The organism is Chlorogloeopsis sp. ULAP01, assembly GCF_030381805.1.
Taxonomy (GTDB): Bacteria; Cyanobacteriota; Cyanobacteriia; order Cyanobacteriales; family Nostocaceae; genus Chlorogloeopsis.
The window spans coordinates 19,897-39,253 of sequence record NZ_JAUDRH010000002.1 but is presented as its reverse complement, the minus strand read 5'-3'; the positions used below and the strand labels follow the sequence as shown (position 1 = coordinate 39,253).

The following is a 19,357-nucleotide window of genomic DNA, read 5'->3' as shown; positions in this document are numbered from 1 at the left end:
TCCTACTCAATTTGTTCCAAAATCTCCCCCAGTACCAAGCGGGAGTCAAACCAAGTTCGCGCCAATTCCCGTGCTGCCTGCTGGTGGCTGTTGTAGTCCCCTTCAACCATCGCGATCGCCTCTACTGCCTGATTAAGGTCAGTAAATGCCAACAGCCCCAGTTCTGTGGGAATATACTTAGTAAACCCCGTATCCTGTACTACTACAGGGCGACCAGCTGCTAAATAGCAGACCGAACGGCAACTAAACCAGCCGCAACGAGTAGCAACATAAACGTTTTTTGCCACTCCGAACTCCCCGCGAGACTGTTCTATATATGTGCGGTAAGTGGCAGCGGCAGCGGAGGTGGCTGTAGCATCGACTACCGACCAGCCTAGCGATCGCCAGCGCTCTAGGGGTGCTTCACCATTGACATTGATCGTCACCTCGAAGGATGCTGGCAAGCGTGCGGGAAGTGCCTCAATCCGCTCGAACTCTAACTCTTTGGAGCCGTATTTGACACCATTGTGAATAATCGGCTGCTGATAATGATTCCAAGTCATGACCGTTGTCCATTGCTGGGCGGGCGGTTGAGGATGCCAACAATCTAAGACAACTGGGGGGCGCGTCGGTTGCCAAGGAATGCCAAATGTCGGCAACGGACAATCTGCTTGCCCCAGGCGCAGGGCGTAAGTAAAAAAGCGATCGTGAGCGCGCCAACCCCAACGCTGCTGCTCAATTGGCTGCTTGTCCCATTGGGGAAAAATCACAAAGTGATTCCAGCCTGGATCGGTGTCGATTAATATTTTGTTGGCACAGTGCAGGTATTCATCCCGCAGCAAACTACCGCCAGAAACGTTGAGTAACAAAGCTGCTTCCGCCGCTACCTCTGCCATCGTCGCGGCATCTAACCCGTAGGTTTGCCCATCGACAGCGCGATAGTGCCAGCGTTGTGCCAGTGTGGGAGAAAGCAGGGCGAGCGATCGCACCAGAAATTCAATTCCATAACTGGGATCTTCTTCATACATTCCCGTTTCTGGGTTGTAGCTGTAGGAAGGGATACCAGGATCTTCCAGATAGTACACCTCAAATCCCAGTTGTTCTAACCCTAGCGCGTACTGTCCGTAATCCCAAGCCACACCGCCTACAGGGCTGGTAACAATCATACCAGTAACGATCGCTTTCATCGCCGCACCTCCAGCACTTGACGATAGAGCGATTCGTAGTCATCTACCATGCGGCGGTAGTCAAAACGGGCGATCGCTCCTCGGACGCGGTGGCGATCTAAAGCTAGTGTATCGGGGATGAGTGCAGCCAGTGTATCGACGTCGGCGGCGTAATATCCCGTTACCCCTGGTTCCACAATCTCGGCAACCGCACAGCGATTGATGGCAGCAACGGGTGTTCCACAGGCCATTGCTTCCACCATGACTAGACCGAAGGCTTCAGAGGCATTGATGGGAAACAGTAGCGCCGCCGCTTCTGCTAGTAGTTTGTTCCGTTCTGGCACGCCGACAAATCCAATATATTCCACTTGCTTGCCGTCTACCCAAGGTTTGACTTCCGTATGGAAGTAATCCCCTGCCTGTCCTGCCATCACCAGCCGCATTCCCACCTGCTGCGCGATTTGAATTGCTTCTAAAGCTCCTTTTTGGTGAGTTAAGTGTCCCAAAAAGACCAGGTAATCGCCACTTTTAGCTTGAAAGGGAAAAGCATCGATGTCAACACCGTTGTAAATAACGGGGACGCGATCAAGGGCGGCAAACTTGCTGCGGTGATACTGGGAGACTGCGACAACTTGGGTTTCAGGATAGCGACTGTAACAGCGAATAATATCTTTCGTAGGGTTGATATGGTAAGTGTGGACAACGGGTGTGTGTACCAATCGAGTGAATGGCAGGGCGTGATGGTAGGCGTGGCTGTGAATGATGTCAAAGCGATCTGCTTGCTCGAAGACATCTGCTACGTGCATAATTTCGTGGAACTCGTAGTAAGTCCACAACATCGAGTCTTCCTTGTAGCCACGGGGGTAGACAGCGTGCAGTGTCGCAGCAGTTTGGGAATCCCCCGTAGCAAATAGCGTCACATCGTGTCCTCGCTGCGTCAATTCTGCTGCCAGCAAAGACACGATTTGTTCGATTGAACTACCGATGTCAGGTCGAGTCGGAAGGGCGATCGGTGATACCAAGGCAATTCGTAAGCGATCGCTCATGGTTTTCCTCCTTATCTAGCCAGTACCAACGGTCGGCAATTTTGTCAAGTAAATCTTCGACACACGCAGTATTCCGACGGGGTGCGAGGCACCAGCGCAGATACCACAGTGTTTTGAGAATTTCGCAACCAGCCAGCGTCCGGTCGAAACTGGGGCGATCAAGTGGAGGGGCGTGTCGGGCAAACTCATCCAGGTAAACGGCAAGCAAGCGCGGCTTCTCTGCTCCCCAGCCTGCTAATAACCTCACCACATCCCACGCTGGTACGCCAATTGCTGCCCATTCCCAATCAATCGGTCGAATACCTACTTCCGGCTGAACGATCAGGTTATGGCAGGACATATCGCCATGTACCAGCGTGTGCGGTTGTTCTTCCAACTCCGCAATTAATTCATCCAATCGCGACATGAGAGAGTCGAAACGAGCGATCGCCTGCGGTTGATACTCTTGTATGCTTTGACGCGCCATCTCAGCCAGATAACGATAAAAAACGGCTTTGTGTTCAACTAAACAATCGAACTCGCGCAACTGCGCATCTCGACGGTAGTAGGTGGCGTGCATCCGCGCCAGCCAGCGAAAAGCAGCGAACCATTCCTCGACATCGCAGTATTCCAACTTCCATTCGCCCACATCTTCCAAAAACAGCCAGTAGCGATGGTTCGATTCGTCGTAGAGCGAGGCGTACAATGCAGGTGTACCGAGATGCCGATTGGCAAGCAATCGTTCGTAGATCCAGACTTCTTTACCGCAATGGCGGATGTGGCGATCGCATTTGAGTTGCAACTGTTTGAAAATGACACTCAACTGCTGATTGTCATCCAACGTCACTGTCAACCGTTCGATCGGATGAGTGCTGAAACTGTAGAGCGGCTGAGACTGAATCGCCACAATTTGTAGCGCTCGCCCCAAATAGCGACTCAACCCCTGTTCCAGTATAGCCGTGGGAGCAAGTAAATTTTCGTCGATTTGGGTTGCACTCATTGCGATCGCTCCTGCGTTGCGGTGGGATTGTGAGTCAGATTAACCAAGTGTCCGTGCTCGATTGCCAACCGCAGATCGCAGTTTTCCAAGGTACTGAGTCGATGGGCGATCGTCAAAGTCGTGCGTTTGTCCATCAGTCGCTCCATTGCCTCCATAATTGCAGCTTCAGTTTTGACATCAACCGAACTGGTTGGTTCGTCCAAAATCAATATTGGTGCATCCTTAAGAAACGCCCTGGCAAGGGAAATTCGCTGTCGTTCGCCCCCGGAAAGCCGCATTCCCCGTTCTCCCACCCGCGTCTCGTAACCGTGGGGCAAATCCAAAATAAACTGATGGGCGTTTGCTGCCTGGGCGGCGGCGACAATCTCCCCATGACTTGCCCCCGGACGGGCATAGGCGATATTTTCCGCAATACTGGTGGAAAATAGTACGGGTTCTTGCAGCATGATGGCAAATTGATTGCGTAAATCTTGCAGCTTGTAGTCCCGCAAATCTACCCCATCCAACAAAATCCGCCCTGCTGTTGGATCGTAAAAGCGAGTCAGCAAACTGACGAGGGTTGTTTTCCCCGCTCCCGTCGTGCCGGCAATTCCTACTCGCGCCCCAGGGGGAATGCTAAAGCTAATCTGATGCAGCACTTGGGTGTCGCCGTCATAGCTAAATGAGACGCGCTCGAAGACTACTGCACCCTTGGCTCGCTGCAACGGTTTGGCGTCGGTTTTTTCCAAGACATCTGGTGCTTGATTGAGTAAAGTAAAGGCACGCTCTGCACCGATCAAAGACCCTTGCAAGCTGGCGACATTCTTACTCATCGATTCGAGCGGTTTGTACAACTGTGACAGGTAGCCCAGCACTAGCAGTAGATTCCCCAAAGATAGCTCTTGACTTTGCACCAGCCGCACTCCCACATACAGCACTGCTGCCGTACCTACTGCTGTAGTTAAGGCAATCAGCACGCCCAAACTGCCCTCGATAAAATTGAGCCGCAGTTTCGCCCACAACGCATCCTGGGCGCGGCGGACAAAGCGATGCTGTTCTCTATCTTCTTGTGCAAATGCCTTGACGACGCGCATTGCTGCCAATACTTCCTGAACCACTGAGAAGGCAGCACTTTCCAGCTTTTTGGCTCCCCGCCACTGCTGGCGCAACCTTTGTCCGTACAGCCGCGAGAGGAAGTACAACAAAGGCGAAATCAGCAGCGCAATCATAGCAAGTTGTAGGTGAATGCGAGCGCTGACATAGAGCATACTGAAGAAAGTGGCGGCGGAGGTGACGAGGGGAATCACACCGTCAACCGCAATCCATTGCAGCGCGGGCGCATCGTGTTGTACCCGATAGTTAGTGTCGTGGGTTCCCTTGGAGTCGTGATAGGAAAGCGATAGCTTTTGAGCGTGGCGAAACAGCCGCGCCCGAAAATTTAAAACTAGCTTTGCACCCGTATAGGTTTGCAGCATCGATCGCCCTAGCCCCAACAGCTTGCCGCCGACGACGATCGCTACCGACAAAACTACGGCGAAAATCAAGACTGCCTGGTTTGAGCCAGTTATTGCTGCGGGGAGAATAACTTGCAAAAAGTAAGGCAATGGCTGCGCACCCAAAACACTATCAACAATGATCGCCACTGGTAGCGGTTGCAGGAGCGTGAACGGAATTGATAATAAACTCAAAAGCAACATCGCTCCCAGATGCCAGCGAAACGGTTGCACCTCGCGCCAGATTCGCCGATAGAGCTTGCGGTTGCTCTCAGGAATTGCTCCCACTATTCGCCTCCAACTGTCTTCACCTGTTCGATCGCCTCTAAAACAACAGCGGAGGCAACCGCACACTCGTAAAGTGATCGCACCAGCAACAACAATGCGATCGCCCCCAACTTAGCAACTGCACTCCAAACTTGATCGAGCGACGCTCCGACAGTAAGTCCGACAAACAGTAAAACCAGCATCCAACCGAGTCTCGACCACCTCGACCAAGTCCGCAACCGTACCAACTGTTGTCCGCCGCCGTGTTCTTCAATTGCCATCAACAGGCGAGTACTACCAAACAACCCACCTGGTACTTCCAAATCCCAACGATCAAAGTTACCGCCACGCTGAATGCGGTGTCCGGCAGATTGGATCGCCGTCTCAATTGCAGTCAGCCATCCTTCAGGCGCACGCCAACTTGTACTCCAAAGTGTTGATATTCTTTGTATGGGCAGCACTAAATTCGCCATCCCATACCAGCGCCAAGGTTGCAATCCGTAGCGGAACCGCCCTTTGAGACGAGCCAAGGGTTGCAGTAGATAAAGCACTGCAGTCAAGCTATAACGCCGCCAGCGATCGCACCGGGATTTCGGCTGACTGGGGAACGTGGCGCGTGCGGCACAGCGCCCAGCTTGCACTAGCGTTACCACCACTGCAACCACAGTAAGGGGCAATACTAACCACAAAGGAGTCCAGAAAAACCCCAGCAAGCTCAATCCCACTAATGCCAATACAACCAGATACCATTCCGGCATCAACAGCAATGTTCTTAGCATCCCTGGTACTGGCTGATAAATAGATTGAAACAGCGCCGAACCCCAAATGCCGTAGAATACCCGCTCCTGCACGCTCAGGGCGTACATGACACTCGGCCCGTAGATGCGTCCCGACCAGGTCAGATGTCCCAGGATGTTATATTTATCAGGCCATTTCTGCTCTAGGAGAGCTTCGGCTTTACCATAGCCCTGTTGTTGTTTCCAGTAACGCCAAACTGAGTTGCGGCGATGATGCCAAACCACAGCTGCCGGACTAAATCCAATCGTCCAGCCTTGGTTTTGCAATCGCCAGCAAATGTCAACGTCATCACCCGCCGTCCGAAACTGAGGATCGAACCCAGCGATCGCCTCCAGGCAAGATTTGCGAAATGCCATATTACAACCAGGAATATGCTCCGCCTCTTGGTCAGAAAGGAGGACGTGAGATGGGCCTCCTGGCGCATTGGCGACACACTGGGCTACCCAACCATCTTCTGGTGGGGGCAAATTGGGGCCGCCCACCCCTGCATGGGAGGTTTGCATAAAAGTGATAGCCAGATAAGTTAACCAATGCGGATCGGGATAGGCATCGTCGTCAATGTATGCTATAATATCCCCTTGTGCTGCTTGCATTCCCACGTTACGGGCATTGCTCAAGCCGCCCTGAGGAATGCGGATCAGCCGGACATCGTACTCGCTGGCGATCGCTGCTGTTTTATCTGTGGAGCCATCATCAACCACAATAGTTTCATAGCGTGGATACTCCAGTTCTGCCAGCCTTGCCAGACATTCGCGAATTGTGCGGGAGCCGTTGTAGCTGCACACCACCACCGAAATCTTGGGAAAGGACAAATCTGCTGGCAACGGCACTTGTGCAAATGCCTGACGCACAGCAGTCAAAGCAGGTTTAGGGCGGCGCTGACGGTCGGTGAGTCCAAAATCCCAGTCCTCAATGTCGTAGCCACCTCGATACCATTCATCCGTCCAAGCAAAAACAAACGCCCCCGCACAGCCCGATCCAAAAGTCGTGCGGATCTGCCAATCGAGGATTTCTGCCTGCTTTTGTTTACCATTGCGGCGGCTGTCCAAGCCTAGCTCCGCAATTAGTAAGGGGCGATCGCCTGCCAGATTTTGCAAGCGAGCAATATAAGCAGCCAAACGACTCTGTTGCTCCAGGTAGACATTGAAACAAACAAAGTCAACAAACCGCAGTTGTAAATACTCTGTAGTCGGATAATTGACGTAGGTAGTCAAGCTATCGGGATCTTCGCGTTTAACAATCTCATACAGGCGCTCTAAAAATTGCTCGACGCGGTGACGACTGTACCAACGCACGATTCCAGCCGGAATTTCGTTGCCGATCGCGTAACATAATAGGGCTGGATGCCCCGCACAACTACGTACGCTAGCACGAATACGCTGTTCGAGCGATCGCACCCGTTTTCGGTCGTCTAAAAACGCAATATGCTGCTCCCACGGCAGTCCTATCATTACCCAAAGACCGTACTTTGCTGCTAGATCGAGCAACCAAAGCGGCGGTACAGTGTAAGTCCGCACCGCGTTAATCTTATTCGTTACCATAGCAGCAAAATCGTCAGCGACGATATCGGGACTGGGATATAAATTGCCTGCTGCATCTGGGTGAAACGTACCGTAGGTCACACCTCGGATGTAGAGCTTTTCACTCCCCACAAAAATAAATTTACCCCGAACTTGTGGTCGCACTATTGGTGCTGCGACACCTGATGAGCTTGAGTAACCAGGAGAGGTTGCCAGTTGAGCAGGTATGCTGTTTGTTACCTTCTCGAACCGCATAAGGAAAATCAGTTGGCAAATAAACCCTAAATAACTAGGTTATGAGTCAAACCTTGAGAAAACCTTAAATCTACCTTCAAATTGGCTTAAGGTTTTCTTTACTCCTGCTCCTTGTCCCCACCTCCGGTGTGTCCTCTTTCAATCTGGTAAAGAGAATTAAGAGCCTCTGGCTCTTGTTGATCATGGAACAATAGAACCTACTCATAAACATTTAGCCATTGTTCAACATGAATAAAATCGCTATATTCTTTTCCTGTTCCCTTATTTATTTCCCGAATGCAACGGTAGCTCAACTCTGAAACACGCACCGCCCATTGGCTGATTAAACGCCACAATTATACCACCGTGGGCTTCCACGATCGCTTTGGCAATTGCCAAACCTAGTCCCGTGCCTCGCTGCTGCCCGCTATGAAAGCGTTCAAAGATGTGTTGGAGGAGATCGCTCGGAATGCCCCGTCCTGTATCCGCAATTTCAATCCATGCCATATCTCCAACGACTTTGAGCCGCAGATCGATGCGTGTCCCTTCGGGAGTATGGCGGATGGCATTATCCAAAATGTTTGACAAGACTTGTTCGAGCCGATCTGGATCGCCCCGCACCACGACTTTCTTGGCAATAGTCGTCTGAAAAACGCGCTGCCCCATCATCAGGCGAAACTGGGCGGCAACCTCAGTACATAACTCCGATAGCTCGACAGCTTGCAGATCAAAAGTTGCCGAGCGATCACTTCGTACCAGTAATAATAGATCTCTGACTAGCCGCTCGGTACGGTTGAGTTCGCGGCGCATCGTCCGCAGCAAGCGCGTGTTTTCTTCAGGAGTTGTTGCTACTCCTCGCAGCAGGAGATCGGCATAGCCGCCAATTACTGTCAGTGGTGTGCGGATCTCGTGTGATACATCCGCCAAAAACTGACGTAATCTGTCTTCCGATTGCGTTTTGACTGCTAGGGCGCTTTGCAGCCGCTCAACCATCTCATCAAACGAGCGAGCTAACCGACCAATTTCATTTGTACCTGGTTTTAGGTCGCTCCGTTGTGACAAATCGCCCTGGGCAATCCGATCAGCAACAGCAGTCATGGACTCCAGTGGGCGCAGGTTGGTGCGTACCATGAAAAAGATTGCCACAGTCGCGATCGCCAACAAAATCAGGCAAGATAAAATCGTCGAAAGCAAGTGTTGGCGTACCAATCGGTAGCTGCTCTCTAGCGAAGTACTTAGCACCACTACACCTCGCGGTGCTTGGCGGGGAGGAATTGGTACAAGCGCCACCAGGATATTGTGACCATGTCTATCATTGATAATGTAGTTTTGCTCCAATTTGCCTGCTAAAGCTGGCGCGTACCAATCTTTAGGTAACTCAGGCGGTGCTGGTTCGCCAATTGTACTATTGTGGCGACCAATTACTCGCCCGTAGCGATCAACAATTAACGCTCCTGTGTCAATTGAGGTGAGATCTATGGCAAGTTGGTTGGCAAGTGATCGAAGTTTTTCATCATTGACTGTCTGATTTAATAATTCTGCATCAATAATCGGCTTTGCCTGTGCTCGCAGACGGATACTCTCGCGCTCAATCAAAAAGTTACGCAAGTTGTAGTAGTCATGAGTCAGCAAGAACAATAGCAAAGGAGCAACCAACGCCAGAGTACTTAGCGTTAAGCGCCAGCGCAGTTTCATAAGCTGGTTTGGTTGTCTGAATGAATAGCAACTGTACTCGAATTACTTGTAGACGGGACTTTTAACATATAGCCGATACCACGTACAGTTCGAATTAAACCAGGTGGCTCTCGATCTAGCTTGTTCCGTAAATTGCTAATGTAAACTTCGATTACCGTCGTGTCACCGTAATAGTCATAGCCCCAGACGCGATCAAGAATCGTTTGACGCTCTAACACGCGATCAGGATGCAGCATGAGTAGGTGCAGTAGGTTAAACTCTTTTCGAGTCAGTTCCACAGGTATACCCGCACGCCAGACTTCTCGCGTATCAGCATTCAGTGTGATCGTTCCCACAGTTAATATGTTGCTTGTTGGAGCTAGATGTCGTCGCAAAGCGGCACGAATCCGAGCGAGTAATTCGGAAAAATGAAAGGGTTTGGTAAGATAATCATCAGCACCAAGTTCTAAACCCCTAATTTTATCCGTCAACTCGTCGCGTACTGTGAGCATAATAATTAGTACGTCATTATGCTGGCGGATACAGTGACAGACACTAAAACCATCTAAATCGGGCAAATTTCCATCTAAAATTACAAGCTGTGGAGACCAGGCGTTAACCATCTCAATGCCAGCATAACCACTCTGTACTGATCGCACTTCAAATCCTTCGTAGCGCAAACCTAGCTCAATCAAGTCAATAATTGACTGTTCATCGTCTACAATTAATACTCGAATCGGTTGACTGCTTACTTCTGGTTCTGATAAATGTAAATACTTTAGTTGTGAATGATTTGATGCACCTGAGTTATTCATCATTTGGACAGGGATTAGCTAGAGATTCTGGTTAATACAATTTGTGTGTCTGCGTTCATCACAGTTGATTTAATTAACCCGAAACAAACAATTAGCTGTAAGCTCTGGGTTTCAAAGCCCACTAAACAAGCCGAGTATAGTTTCCTCCATGTTACCTAATCCGAATATAAGATTCCTTGTTGTGGACTGACACAGCTAAATTGGTGCATTAGAAAATTTTTTGTGGGATTGGCTTCTAGCCTGTCCTCGTAGCGGGCTTCTAGCCCGCACCACAAAACCATTTATTCCATCATTTTAGTCACCAAAAAAGTCGTGTCACGCCACTACCTTTCTCTTCCCAAAGTGACAAAAGAAAGCTACTTAATATTTACTGTTTTGAAGTACTATTAAATAGGCTGAGGCTGTTTTTGACAGAAAAGATAATCGCAATATACTGCCCAAGCAGCTCCAAATAAACCTGTTAAGGAACCTGCGATCGCTGCTCCTACCACCCATCCCATTGGCCCAAGCCAGTCCGTAATTTCACATAATACAGCTGTGCTAACTTTAGAAACGACATAGGCCGTACCTGCTGCGGCTGCGGTTACTAAACCTAATTCTGCTAGCATTTCCATGACATTCTTGTCGGATAAATCCTCTTGAAAATAGATTTTCCAGATCGAGGTGTACATGGCAATATCAGAAGCAGTTAAAACTACCTGTTTTGGAACTTCAATCCCAGGGGTTGGCGCTGCTGAAGCACCACCACTACCGATCGCGCAAGTGGCGATCACTAAAGCAACTTCTAATCTTTTTTTGCCCAGACTACTCACGGTATTATCTCCTGCGACTTTTGCGGAGGTTTTGAGAGTTGATATAAATGCAACTCTCTACAATCATTTTCTCTAACTAGGGTAGACTATTTCCTGAGCAGGCTTGTAGTTAAAAAGCCAATCGTGAAACTCATAGTTCTTTTCATAATTTTCACAGGCGATCACTATGATTTCTGTTGAGCTATGGCAACGGAAGCGATCGATCGCTCACCCTTTCAGGTGATGTCGTTTATATTTTCTGAACGATATCTTAAAAGCATCTAGAGTTGGTGAACTCTGGAGGCTAATTTTATGAAAAAAATTATTATGGCTAGTGTAGTAGCTTTAGCTACTACTACTGGATTACTTCTGGGCAATCAACCAGCCCAAGCTCATAGGCGTTACCATTATTATCGCCCATATCCTCTGTACCCATTGAGATCCTGCTATCCAGTTACTCAATGGTTTGTTGATGAAGATCCTGCCTATCATCCTCAAGCCTACGCTGATGGTTACCGTCAAGGAAGTCAGAGAGCTAAACAAGGAAAGGCTTATAAACCCCGTACTGCCGGAGGTGAATTTGCCCGTGGTTTTGATGATGGGTTTTACGGAAGGGAATTTGCTGGGCAAAAACAAATCGTTCCTAATGTGTACAAGCCATACACTAGAACAGACTGTGGTTGGTTTTGATTGTTCTTTTAGGTAGGAGTAGGAAGAAAACTATCCTGCTCCTAATTAAATCAAAGGCAGAAGTTTTAAGTTTAATTATGTCCATCTAACTACTAGAGGCAATTGCTTCTTTTTGCTCCTCTTTTTTTACGTTCCGTCTACCCCAGGGCTTGATTACTGAAATAGCAATGATGGCTAAAAGGCACGATGTCTGAATTACTGCACCCACAAGTATTGCTTTTTGGTCAAACACATACAATGGATTTTGCAATGCTTGTAACCTTTGTACGTCTGAAATGGCAGTCATTGCATTTGTCCACGGCCCCAGCCACAATGTACCAAAAACAATGAGTGTTACAGTCGCCACCCACTTCACAATTACCCAGTAGTGTTTGAAAAACCCCCAAATTGTCAACCAGCAGAGCAGCCCACCTGTTAATAATGCCAGATTAGCAGCAGGGATAATCACAAAGTCATCTAGCAGTTTTAAAACTGAGTTGATCGCATACAACTCATCTCCGTTGAGAGTGTTGCGGTTGCTTAAAGCGATCGCAATCATACATAAAGCTGTTCCAAACCAAATTCCTCCAAAGGCAACATGAAAGGACAGCAACCAATTTTTTTGCTTGACACTTAGCTTGTTCATAGTGATTTTATTTTGCTAGTTATAATTAGTTGGCTTATAGTTAGGTACCTAATTAAAATTTACAATAAGCTAGACTCTTTGGCAATAAATAAGCTAATTTAGTTACGGTTCAAGCATTGCAGGAGTTCCAGACTTTAACTTCGCCAATAGTTCAATCAACGTCTTTTTCTCTTTGTCAGTCAGATTCGCCATTAAACCAGTGGTACGGCAAAAATGATCTGGTAACATTTGAGACAGTAGTTGCCGTCCTTTGTCCGTTAATTGCACGCTCAACATCCGCCGATCATCTGGGTAAGGCTGACGTTTAACTAATCCATCTCGTTCTAATCCATCTAAAAGTCCCGTGATAGTTGCTCTTGTTACACCTGCACGTTCTGCACATTCGGATGGTGTTAACCCCTTTTCGTCAACGACAAACAACTGCATTAGTAAAGTAAATTTTCCCATCGAAAGACCATAGCGAGCAAAGTGAACGTCTAAAGCTGCATAAACATCAATAGTAGTAGCAAGAAAAGCTAGACAACTCTCTACAGAAGCTAGATCTAATTCTGGAAAAATATTGGCAAGTTGTTCTAAAGCTTGGCGATTGACAAAGGGGCGTAACGTAACCACAGTCTTGAATCATTTTAATTAGCTGACTAACTATAAGTTAACTTAAAAGATTAATAGACGAGAGCAATTCTTAAAAAGACTCATAAACCACAGAAGCAATTCTCCTCCAGAGAGACTTCGCCAACACCCAAACCAACTAATTTTAATAAGATAATTTCTTATTAAGAGTTAAAATTTTGATCTCTCTCAAGCGATCGCTATGACAATCACCCTTTCCCAGCAAGCCTTTGATGAACTATTTCATGAGATGGTGGAACCTTCCCAACACCCAGATCCAGATGATAAGTTGGACGTAGTATACAAATATCCGCGCCGACTGGGACAAGGTTACTGGCGAAGAATCGAGTTGCGTCAAGGCTTGGAGTTGATCGTTGGCAATGTACAAATGCGCACTCGCATGGTCATCATACAGCCAGAACAGGAACATGAGTTGTTAGAGTATCACTTTCATTTTTCTGGGGAGCATCATGATAAATACAGAACTGTTAGCGGAGGTGAATATAGTTTCCTGGGGAGTGGACTAGATCCAAAGCAAACCAGTTATTGTTCAGATCAAAACTCCTTTCTGGAGATAAGTATCTATATGCAGCCTCAACTACTATATTCTTTTGCTGCCAATTCAGAAGGACAATTACCCCAGGCACTGCAACCGTGGATTCGGCAATCTCATCAAACGTATTACTGCCGTTGTGGAACTGCAACACCTGCAATGCGAACTGTTGCAAAGCAAATTATCCAGTGTCCTTATCAGGGAATTGCCAAGCGCCTGTATTTGGAAGGTAAAGCTTTAGAGTTAATGGGGCTGTTGGTTGCACAGGAGATAGAAATAAAGGATGGTAATAACCACCTACACACTTTGAAGCCAGATGTAGTAGAAAGAATTTACCATGCCAGAGATATTTTGCTAAAACGATTGAATAATCCGCCTTCGTTTATGGAACTGTCAAGGGCAGTGGGTTTAAACGATTATTTGCTTAAACAGGGATTTCGTCAGGTATTTGGCACAACCGCTTTTAATTATTTACATCACTATCGCCTAGAACAAGCCCGTGAACTCCTAGAAACTGGAGATTTGAAAGTGTCAGAAATTTCTAACATGGTTGGGTTTGTTAGCCATAGCTACTTTGCCACAGCCTTTAAGAAAAAATTTGGTCTTTGTCCAAAGCAATATCAAATGCAGCAGAAAAAATCCTTCCAGCGATAAAAAAAAATCCCTCTAGCGATAAAAAAGTCTTCAAATCACACCAAGAAATTAAGTAAGTTTGTTGACAATTAATATCAACTTTGGTGTGAGCAGTGTTGAATTTGTGGCAGCGATCGCTTTTTCTAACAAGTATGTTTTGTGTTCTGGGTGTACAAGCGGTATGGGCAGAGAATGCTAGTGTGGTTGCAAGCGATACCTGCGGCGCGGAATGCCAACGCACAGAGCCGTCAACTGTTGCCACACCAGCACGATTACAACAGAGGCAAATCCCCATCCGTCGAGTCAGAGATTTAGAGAAGGTTTCTAAGCGTGTGGAAGATTTGTTTGCTCAACAGCCAAATACCCCAGCACCCGCACTCATCCAAATCACAGGAGTGAAAGCCAATCCTACCGACAAGGGTGTGGAGGTAATTTTAGAAACAGATCAAGGGCAACAACTGCAAGTCATAAATCGCAGTACGGGTAATAATTTTATTGCTGATATTCCTAACGCACAGTTGCGTTTACCATCGGGCGATGCTTTCACATTTCGCTCAGAAAAACCGCTTACGGATATTACTGAGATAGTAGTTACAAATGTTGATATAAATACTGTTCGCGTGACAGTGGTAGGTGAGAAAGCTTTGCCAACGGTTGAGTTATTTGATGACAATGTAGGGCTGGTTTTTGAGATTACTTCTGCTGCAACAGCAACGCAAAACCCCACCCCGCCTACGGCACCCCTCCCCTTGGTAAGGGGAGGAGAAGGGGAGGGGTTACCACAACCAGAGGAACCAACAGCCCAGGAAGATGAGCCGATTGAGTTGGTGGTGACGGGAGAGCAAAATGGGTATCGCGTACAAGAGTCGACAACGGGAACAAGAACTGATACACCTTTGCGTGACATTCCTCAATCGATTCAGGTAGTACCACAACAAGTTTTGCGCGATCAACAAATTAACCGCTTAGATGATGCGCTCAGAAATGTTCCCGGTGTCACTCAAGATTTTAATTCTGGCCCTTCCCTTACTTATAGAATTCGTGGATTTGAGGCATTGAATAATAACTTGCTCAGAAATGGACAAGTTGACGCGGGGGCTGGGGAAGTGGTTGAACTTTCCAGTGTTGAGCGAGTCGAAGTTCTCAAAGGGCCTGCGTCTGTGTTATTTGGTTTAGGTAATCCAGGTGGAAGCATCAACATAATTACTAAACGTCCTTTGAGTGAACCTTTTTATGCTATTGATGCAACTGTTGGTAACTACAGTTTCTACAGGGGTGCAATTGACTTATCAGGGCCGTTAAATGACTCAAAAACTGTATTGTATCGCTTCAATACAGCCTACAGAAATTCAGGTAGTTTTATTGATTTCTACAATAGTGAACACTTCAATATATCACCTGTCGTCAGTGTGGCGATCAGTGAAAGAACTAACTTGACTTTAGACGGAGACTATATCTATACAAGAGATTCTGGATTCACACCTTTCGTACCCGTCGTTGGCTCTGTACTATCTAACCCCAATGGTAAAATTCCCCGTCATCGCAACGTTGGTGAACCATCCGATGAAATAAACGCATCATTGACAAGGCTGGGATACCAACTAGAACACAAATTTAGCGATAATTGGTCATTACGTAGTGCTTTTCTCTACAATTTTCGTGATTACAGTGACAAAAGAACGCTTCCCGGAGCATTGCAAGCAGATAGCCGTACCCTGAATCGTTCCTACCGAGAATTCGACTTTGAAAGCACGTCTTATAATCTAAGTACAAATGTTGTTGGCAAGTTTTCTACTGGTTCAATTGGGCATCAACTACTATTTGGGGTTGATTTGAATAGTTATGAGAACAAAGTGCCAAGTTTTAGAAGTGCTACGGCTGCACCACTTGATATCTTCAATCCTGTTTACGGTCAATTACCAGGTGAGCTTGGTGATGAATTTATTAACACAACACTCACCAACTCATTAGGAATTTATTTGCAAGATCAAATTTCATTGACAGATAACTTCAAGGTGCTACTGGGTGTGAGATTTGATGCTTTTGATCAAAAATCGGAAGATTTCTCTGCTAACACAGAAAGCAACTTGTCTGATAGTGCATTTAGCCCTCGGTTTGGAATTGTTTATCAACCTATCCCTGCTATTTCGCTGTATGCCAGCTATGTCAGTTCATTTACTCCTGGCAGCGGTGTATTTCTTTTTGGCGGCAGTCTGGACAATAACGTTGAGCCAGAACGCGGTAGACAGTATGAGATTGGGGTGAAAGCAGATTTAAGCGATCGCCTTTCAGCAACACTGGCATTCTATGATTTAACTCGTACTAATGTCTTAACAGATGACCCCGATAATCCAGGGTTTCAAATCCAAACTGGTGAGCAAAATAGCCAAGGTATTGAACTGAGTTTGACGGGTCAAATTTTGCCAGGATGGAATATTTTTGCAGGCTACGCCTATACCGATGCCCGCATTACTGAAGATAATACTTTTGAAGTTGGAAACCAATTGCCCAATACCCCGTATCATTCTTTTAACTTATGGACAACCTACGAAATTCAAATGGGTGAATTACAAGGTTTAGGCTTTGGTTTAGGTTTGTTTTTTGTAGGCGATCGCGCTGGAGATTTGGACAATACTTATGATATACCTAGCTATCTTCGGACTGATGCAGCTATTTTCTATAACCGAGATAGATTTAGAGTAGGACTCAACTTTAGAAACCTATTTGACATAAGCTATTTTGAAAATGGATCTAGTGCTACTCGTGTTAACTATGGGCAACCTTTTACGGTTTTAGGAACAGTTTCCTGGCAGTTTTAATAATTGAGAAATCATGCGATATTTTTTGCGTTGGCTAATATTGGGTATTTTCGGATTTACTTTAGTTACAGCCTATAGTCATCACACATCCCAAAATATATCCTCTCCCTCTAGATTACCAGCCGCACAATGTCGCATGGTTAAACATACAATGGGGAAAACTTGTGTTCCTATTAACCCTCAGCGTGTTGTCACTTTATCTTTAGCTACTTTAGGCAATGTATTGGCACTTGGTGTTAAACCCATCGGTACTACCAACGAAGTTCAGATAGAAAACAACTCTTTGACATACCTTCAAGAAAAAACAGAGGGAATAAAACTCATCGGACTTTCTCAACCGAATTTAGAAGCAACATTACTACTTAAACCAGATTTAATTATAGGTGTAGATTGGTTCAAACCAATTTATCCTTTATTATCCAAAATTGCTCCTACAGTCTTAGGTGAACTTGATTACTCAACTTGGGAAAAACACCTGAGTTTTGTGGCTGAAGTATTAGGAAAGCAAGAAACTGAAAAAGCACTTTGGCAACACTATTATCAGCGCATAGAAGAACTAAAACAAGCTTTAGGTAATCGCTATCAAGACAAAAAAATATCTTTTATATATATTGGGCGCAACCAAATAAACATTGATGCCAAAAACTCTTATGCTGGCTCAATTATTAGTGATGTGCTTTTACAACGTCCAGCCTCACAGAATGTTGACGCACCCTATGGAGCTTTTCCTATTTCTCTAGAGGAATTAAAAAAAGCAGATGGTGATATTTTATTTGTGACAACTTTTTCAATTAATGGCAATGAATTTCTTAAAAAACAACAACAAAAGCCACTTTGGAAAACCCTTAAGGCTGTTCAAGAAAATCACGTTTATTATGTTGATTTTATGTCATGGGCGGCAAGCAATATGCTGGGAACTGATGCAGTAATTGATGACCTCTTCAAATACCTAGTCAACACACACTAAAACTATGTCTAATATCAAGTTCAGTTAATTACTTATAAATCTTTAAGCACCCCACCCAGCTAACGGTACCCTCCCCTTGGTAAGGGGAGGGTTAGGGAGGGGTAACACCAAGGTGGTAATCATAACTAATCATGCGAACTTGATATAAGAAGATATCTGAAGAAGTATTAAATATTTCGCCTGATCCCCTAGCCCCCTTAAAAAGCTACGGTTTACACACAAATGATTTAATCACCCCAAATCCCATTTTTTCTCTTTCCCAGGCTCCAGCCTGGGAAACTATGATTGAGGCTTGGCCTCTTTTTCAGGTAGAGCCTTCCAATTTTCATCACCATGCAGAGCGTGGTAATGAGAAAAATAGACTTGTGTATACACGGTAGCTTACCAAAGGCAGGGTATGTGTATAACTCCAAATGATAAGCACGATAGGCAAAGTTATCTCAGAAGCGATCGCATTCATGCAACTTTAGCCTTTTACGACCAAACTCGTACCAATTTCCGAACTGCAGGCACAAGCGATACATTCCAGAAATTAATTATACGTTACCTAAAATCAGCCAACAGTTATCAATACATCAAAGGAGTCTTCCAGTTTTAATTGAGAAATAGTATCATTAAATCTAAAGCTAGCAAGCACCAGCGATGACGATCACACTCACACCACACGAAGATGAGGAACTTTGGGATGAGGCAGCACAGAATAGTCTGCAACCTTCATTTATAGAACCGTTTGAATCCTATTCAGAAATGCCTAGTTTCTTAGGAAGTGGCTATCGTAAAGAGATTGAACTACATCCCGAACTTTGGCTGACGATTATTGATTGTGAGTTACGCGATGATTATGTGCTCAAACGTCCAAGTTCAAATCATCCCTTGCAATTTGGTGTATTGCTTTCTGGGATCATGAAAGATGATGATTGTGGATGGATTGGGGAAAAAAATACGTTTATTTCTGGGGGTGGAATTCAACGGAAGATGAAGGTAAAGTCTTTTCAATCTTTTCGGATGGTTGGCATTGATATTGAGATGTCCCCCGATTTATTAGCAACTTTTTTCCCTGGTAAAGGTGGAGGGATTCCGCCAGAGTTAAAGTTATTAGCAAAGGAGAATGATTGGCAAACCCTAATTTATCCAGAAATGACTCCATCAGTGAGATTTTTGACACAACAAATATTTAATTGTCCCTATCAAGGAATTACAAAACGAATTTATTTACAAGCGAAAGTATTGGAGTTAACCGCTTTACAAATATCTCCTATCCTTACAGGTGGAGATTTTCCTCAAGCATCACCATTAAAATCGGATACCATTGCCCGGATTCATCACGCTAAACAAATTATTCTTTCTCGCTTAGAAAATCCTCCCTCGTTAATAGAATTAGCTGCATTGGTGGGGGTGAGTGATAGAACTCTCCGCCGAGGATTTCGAGAGTTATTTGGCACAACTGTATTCGGTTATCTCACTCAGATGCGGATGGAGAAAGCCGAGCAATTTTTGCGCGGAACTAATATGACAGTTGCCGAGGTTGCAAATCTGGTGGGTTATACTCACCTTGGACACTTTGCCGCAGCCTTTAAGCGCAGATATGGCATTACGCCCAGAGAATGTTTGTTGGGTAAAAAGTCCGTATCGGGACTGTGATGCCGTTTGAGGATAGACTTGGCTAACTGTACTCTTCTACACTCTGGTTTATTGCAATTAAGAAATATACGCAATAAAT

At 46.0% G+C, this 19,357-nt stretch carries 16 protein-coding genes; 6 read left to right on the top strand and 10 right to left on the bottom strand.

Annotated features, from left to right (window positions below):
• Window positions 1-2: 2 nt before the first annotated feature.
• The 8 genes from QUB80_RS03740 to QUB80_RS03705 all read right to left on the bottom strand — a co-directional run bounded on the left by QUB80_RS03740 (window position 3) and on the right by QUB80_RS03705 (window position 10,762).
• Complete coding sequence (locus QUB80_RS03740) at window positions 3-1,166, bottom strand: hypothetical protein (protein WP_289788160.1); 1,164 nt, start codon at window positions 1,164-1,166, stop codon at window positions 3-5.
• The gene (locus tag QUB80_RS03735) at window positions 1,163-2,191 is read right to left on the bottom strand and encodes a glycosyltransferase family 4 protein (RefSeq protein ID WP_289788159.1); all 1,029 of its coding nucleotides are present in this window, start codon (window positions 2,189-2,191) and stop codon (window positions 1,163-1,165) included. Before QUB80_RS03735 ends, QUB80_RS03740 begins: the two co-directional genes overlap by 4 nt.
• Window positions 2,133-3,170: a phosphotransferase gene (locus QUB80_RS03730; RefSeq protein ID WP_289788158.1), complete on the bottom strand. Its 1,038-nt coding sequence runs from the start codon at window positions 3,168-3,170 to the stop codon at window positions 2,133-2,135. The genes QUB80_RS03735 and QUB80_RS03730 overlap by 59 nt, the downstream gene beginning before the upstream one ends.
• On the bottom strand, window positions 3,167-4,930 hold the full coding sequence (locus tag QUB80_RS03725) for an ABC transporter ATP-binding protein (protein ID WP_289788157.1): 1,764 nt from the start codon (window positions 4,928-4,930) through the stop codon (window positions 3,167-3,169). Before QUB80_RS03725 ends, QUB80_RS03730 begins: the two co-directional genes overlap by 4 nt.
• Entirely contained in the window at window positions 4,930-7,482 is a 2,553-nt protein-coding gene (locus QUB80_RS03720) for a glycosyltransferase (RefSeq protein ID WP_289788156.1), read from the bottom strand. Before QUB80_RS03720 ends, QUB80_RS03725 begins: the two co-directional genes overlap by 1 nt.
• Before the next feature lie 261 nt (window positions 7,483-7,743).
• A complete protein-coding gene (locus tag QUB80_RS03715; protein ID WP_289788155.1) occupies window positions 7,744-9,156 on the bottom strand; it encodes a sensor histidine kinase in 1,413 nt (470 codons plus the stop codon).
• Window positions 9,153-9,953: a response regulator transcription factor gene (locus QUB80_RS03710; RefSeq protein ID WP_289788154.1), complete on the bottom strand. Its 801-nt coding sequence runs from the start codon at window positions 9,951-9,953 to the stop codon at window positions 9,153-9,155. The genes QUB80_RS03715 and QUB80_RS03710 overlap by 4 nt, the downstream gene beginning before the upstream one ends.
• A 383-nt stretch (window positions 9,954-10,336) precedes the next feature.
• Window positions 10,337-10,762: a hypothetical protein gene (locus QUB80_RS03705; protein ID WP_289788153.1), complete on the bottom strand. Its 426-nt coding sequence runs from the start codon at window positions 10,760-10,762 to the stop codon at window positions 10,337-10,339.
• 291 nt (window positions 10,763-11,053) lie between these two features.
• Between QUB80_RS03705 and QUB80_RS03700 the strand changes: the two genes are divergently transcribed.
• Window positions 11,054-11,431 carry a FliH/SctL family protein gene (locus QUB80_RS03700; RefSeq protein WP_289788152.1) on the top strand — a complete coding sequence of 126 codons (378 nt, stop codon included), beginning with the start codon at window positions 11,054-11,056 and terminating at the stop codon, window positions 11,429-11,431.
• 85 nt (window positions 11,432-11,516) lie between these two features.
• Here the strand turns inward: QUB80_RS03700 and QUB80_RS03695 are convergent, their stop codons facing one another.
• Both QUB80_RS03695 and QUB80_RS03690 read right to left on the bottom strand, forming a co-directional pair.
• A complete protein-coding gene (locus QUB80_RS03695; protein ID WP_289788151.1) occupies window positions 11,517-12,056 on the bottom strand; it encodes a hypothetical protein in 540 nt (179 codons plus the stop codon).
• Window positions 12,057-12,158: 102 nt separating this feature from the next.
• On the bottom strand, window positions 12,159-12,668 hold the full coding sequence (locus tag QUB80_RS03690) for a MarR family winged helix-turn-helix transcriptional regulator (RefSeq protein WP_289788150.1): 510 nt from the start codon (window positions 12,666-12,668) through the stop codon (window positions 12,159-12,161).
• Window positions 12,669-12,867: 199 nt separating this feature from the next.
• Between QUB80_RS03690 and QUB80_RS03685 the strand changes: the two genes are divergently transcribed.
• The 5 genes from QUB80_RS03685 (at window position 12,868) to QUB80_RS03665 (ending at window position 19,278) form a co-directional block, all read left to right on the top strand.
• The gene (locus QUB80_RS03685; RefSeq protein WP_289788149.1) at window positions 12,868-13,872 is read left to right on the top strand and encodes an AraC family transcriptional regulator; all 1,005 of its coding nucleotides are present in this window, start codon (window positions 12,868-12,870) and stop codon (window positions 13,870-13,872) included.
• Window positions 13,873-14,003: 131 nt separating this feature from the next.
• Complete coding sequence (locus QUB80_RS03680; RefSeq protein ID WP_502875278.1) at window positions 14,004-16,670, top strand: TonB-dependent siderophore receptor; 2,667 nt, start codon at window positions 14,004-14,006, stop codon at window positions 16,668-16,670.
• Window positions 16,671-16,683: 13 nt separating this feature from the next.
• Window positions 16,684-17,637, top strand: coding sequence for an iron-siderophore ABC transporter substrate-binding protein (locus tag QUB80_RS03675; protein ID WP_289788147.1), 954 nt, complete (start codon window positions 16,684-16,686; stop codon window positions 17,635-17,637).
• A gap of 397 nt (window positions 17,638-18,034) precedes the next feature.
• Entirely contained in the window at window positions 18,035-18,235 is a 201-nt protein-coding gene (locus tag QUB80_RS03670) for a hypothetical protein (protein ID WP_289788146.1), read from the top strand.
• Between the two features lie 44 nt (window positions 18,236-18,279).
• Entirely contained in the window at window positions 18,280-19,278 is a 999-nt protein-coding gene (locus QUB80_RS03665; RefSeq protein ID WP_289788145.1) for a helix-turn-helix transcriptional regulator, read from the top strand.
• The last annotated feature ends 79 nt before the right edge of the window (window positions 19,279-19,357 follow it).

Coding starts and splice junctions, on each gene's coding strand:
- QUB80_RS03740 (WP_289788160.1), bottom strand. CDS start 1,166: ATGAAAGCGATCGTTACTGGTATGATTGTTACCAGCCCTGTAGGCGGT.
- QUB80_RS03735 (WP_289788159.1), bottom strand. CDS start 2,191: ATGAGCGATCGCTTACGAATTGCCTTGGTATCACCGATCGCCCTTCCG.
- QUB80_RS03730 (WP_289788158.1), bottom strand. CDS start 3,170: ATGAGTGCAACCCAAATCGACGAAAATTTACTTGCTCCCACGGCTATA.
- QUB80_RS03720 (WP_289788156.1), bottom strand. CDS start 7,482: ATGCGGTTCGAGAAGGTAACAAACAGCATACCTGCTCAACTGGCAACC.
- QUB80_RS03715 (WP_289788155.1), bottom strand. CDS start 9,156: ATGAAACTGCGCTGGCGCTTAACGCTAAGTACTCTGGCGTTGGTTGCT.
- QUB80_RS03710 (WP_289788154.1), bottom strand. CDS start 9,953: ATGATGAATAACTCAGGTGCATCAAATCATTCACAACTAAAGTATTTA.
- QUB80_RS03700 (WP_289788152.1), top strand. CDS start 11,054: ATGAAAAAAATTATTATGGCTAGTGTAGTAGCTTTAGCTACTACTACT.
- QUB80_RS03695 (WP_289788151.1), bottom strand. CDS start 12,056: ATGAACAAGCTAAGTGTCAAGCAAAAAAATTGGTTGCTGTCCTTTCAT.
- QUB80_RS03685 (WP_289788149.1), top strand. CDS start 12,868: ATGACAATCACCCTTTCCCAGCAAGCCTTTGATGAACTATTTCATGAG.
- QUB80_RS03680 (WP_502875278.1), top strand. CDS start 14,004: ATGTTTTGTGTTCTGGGTGTACAAGCGGTATGGGCAGAGAATGCTAGT.
- QUB80_RS03675 (WP_289788147.1), top strand. CDS start 16,684: ATGCGATATTTTTTGCGTTGGCTAATATTGGGTATTTTCGGATTTACT.
- QUB80_RS03670 (WP_289788146.1), top strand. CDS start 18,035: ATGTGTATAACTCCAAATGATAAGCACGATAGGCAAAGTTATCTCAGA.
- QUB80_RS03665 (WP_289788145.1), top strand. CDS start 18,280: ATGACGATCACACTCACACCACACGAAGATGAGGAACTTTGGGATGAG.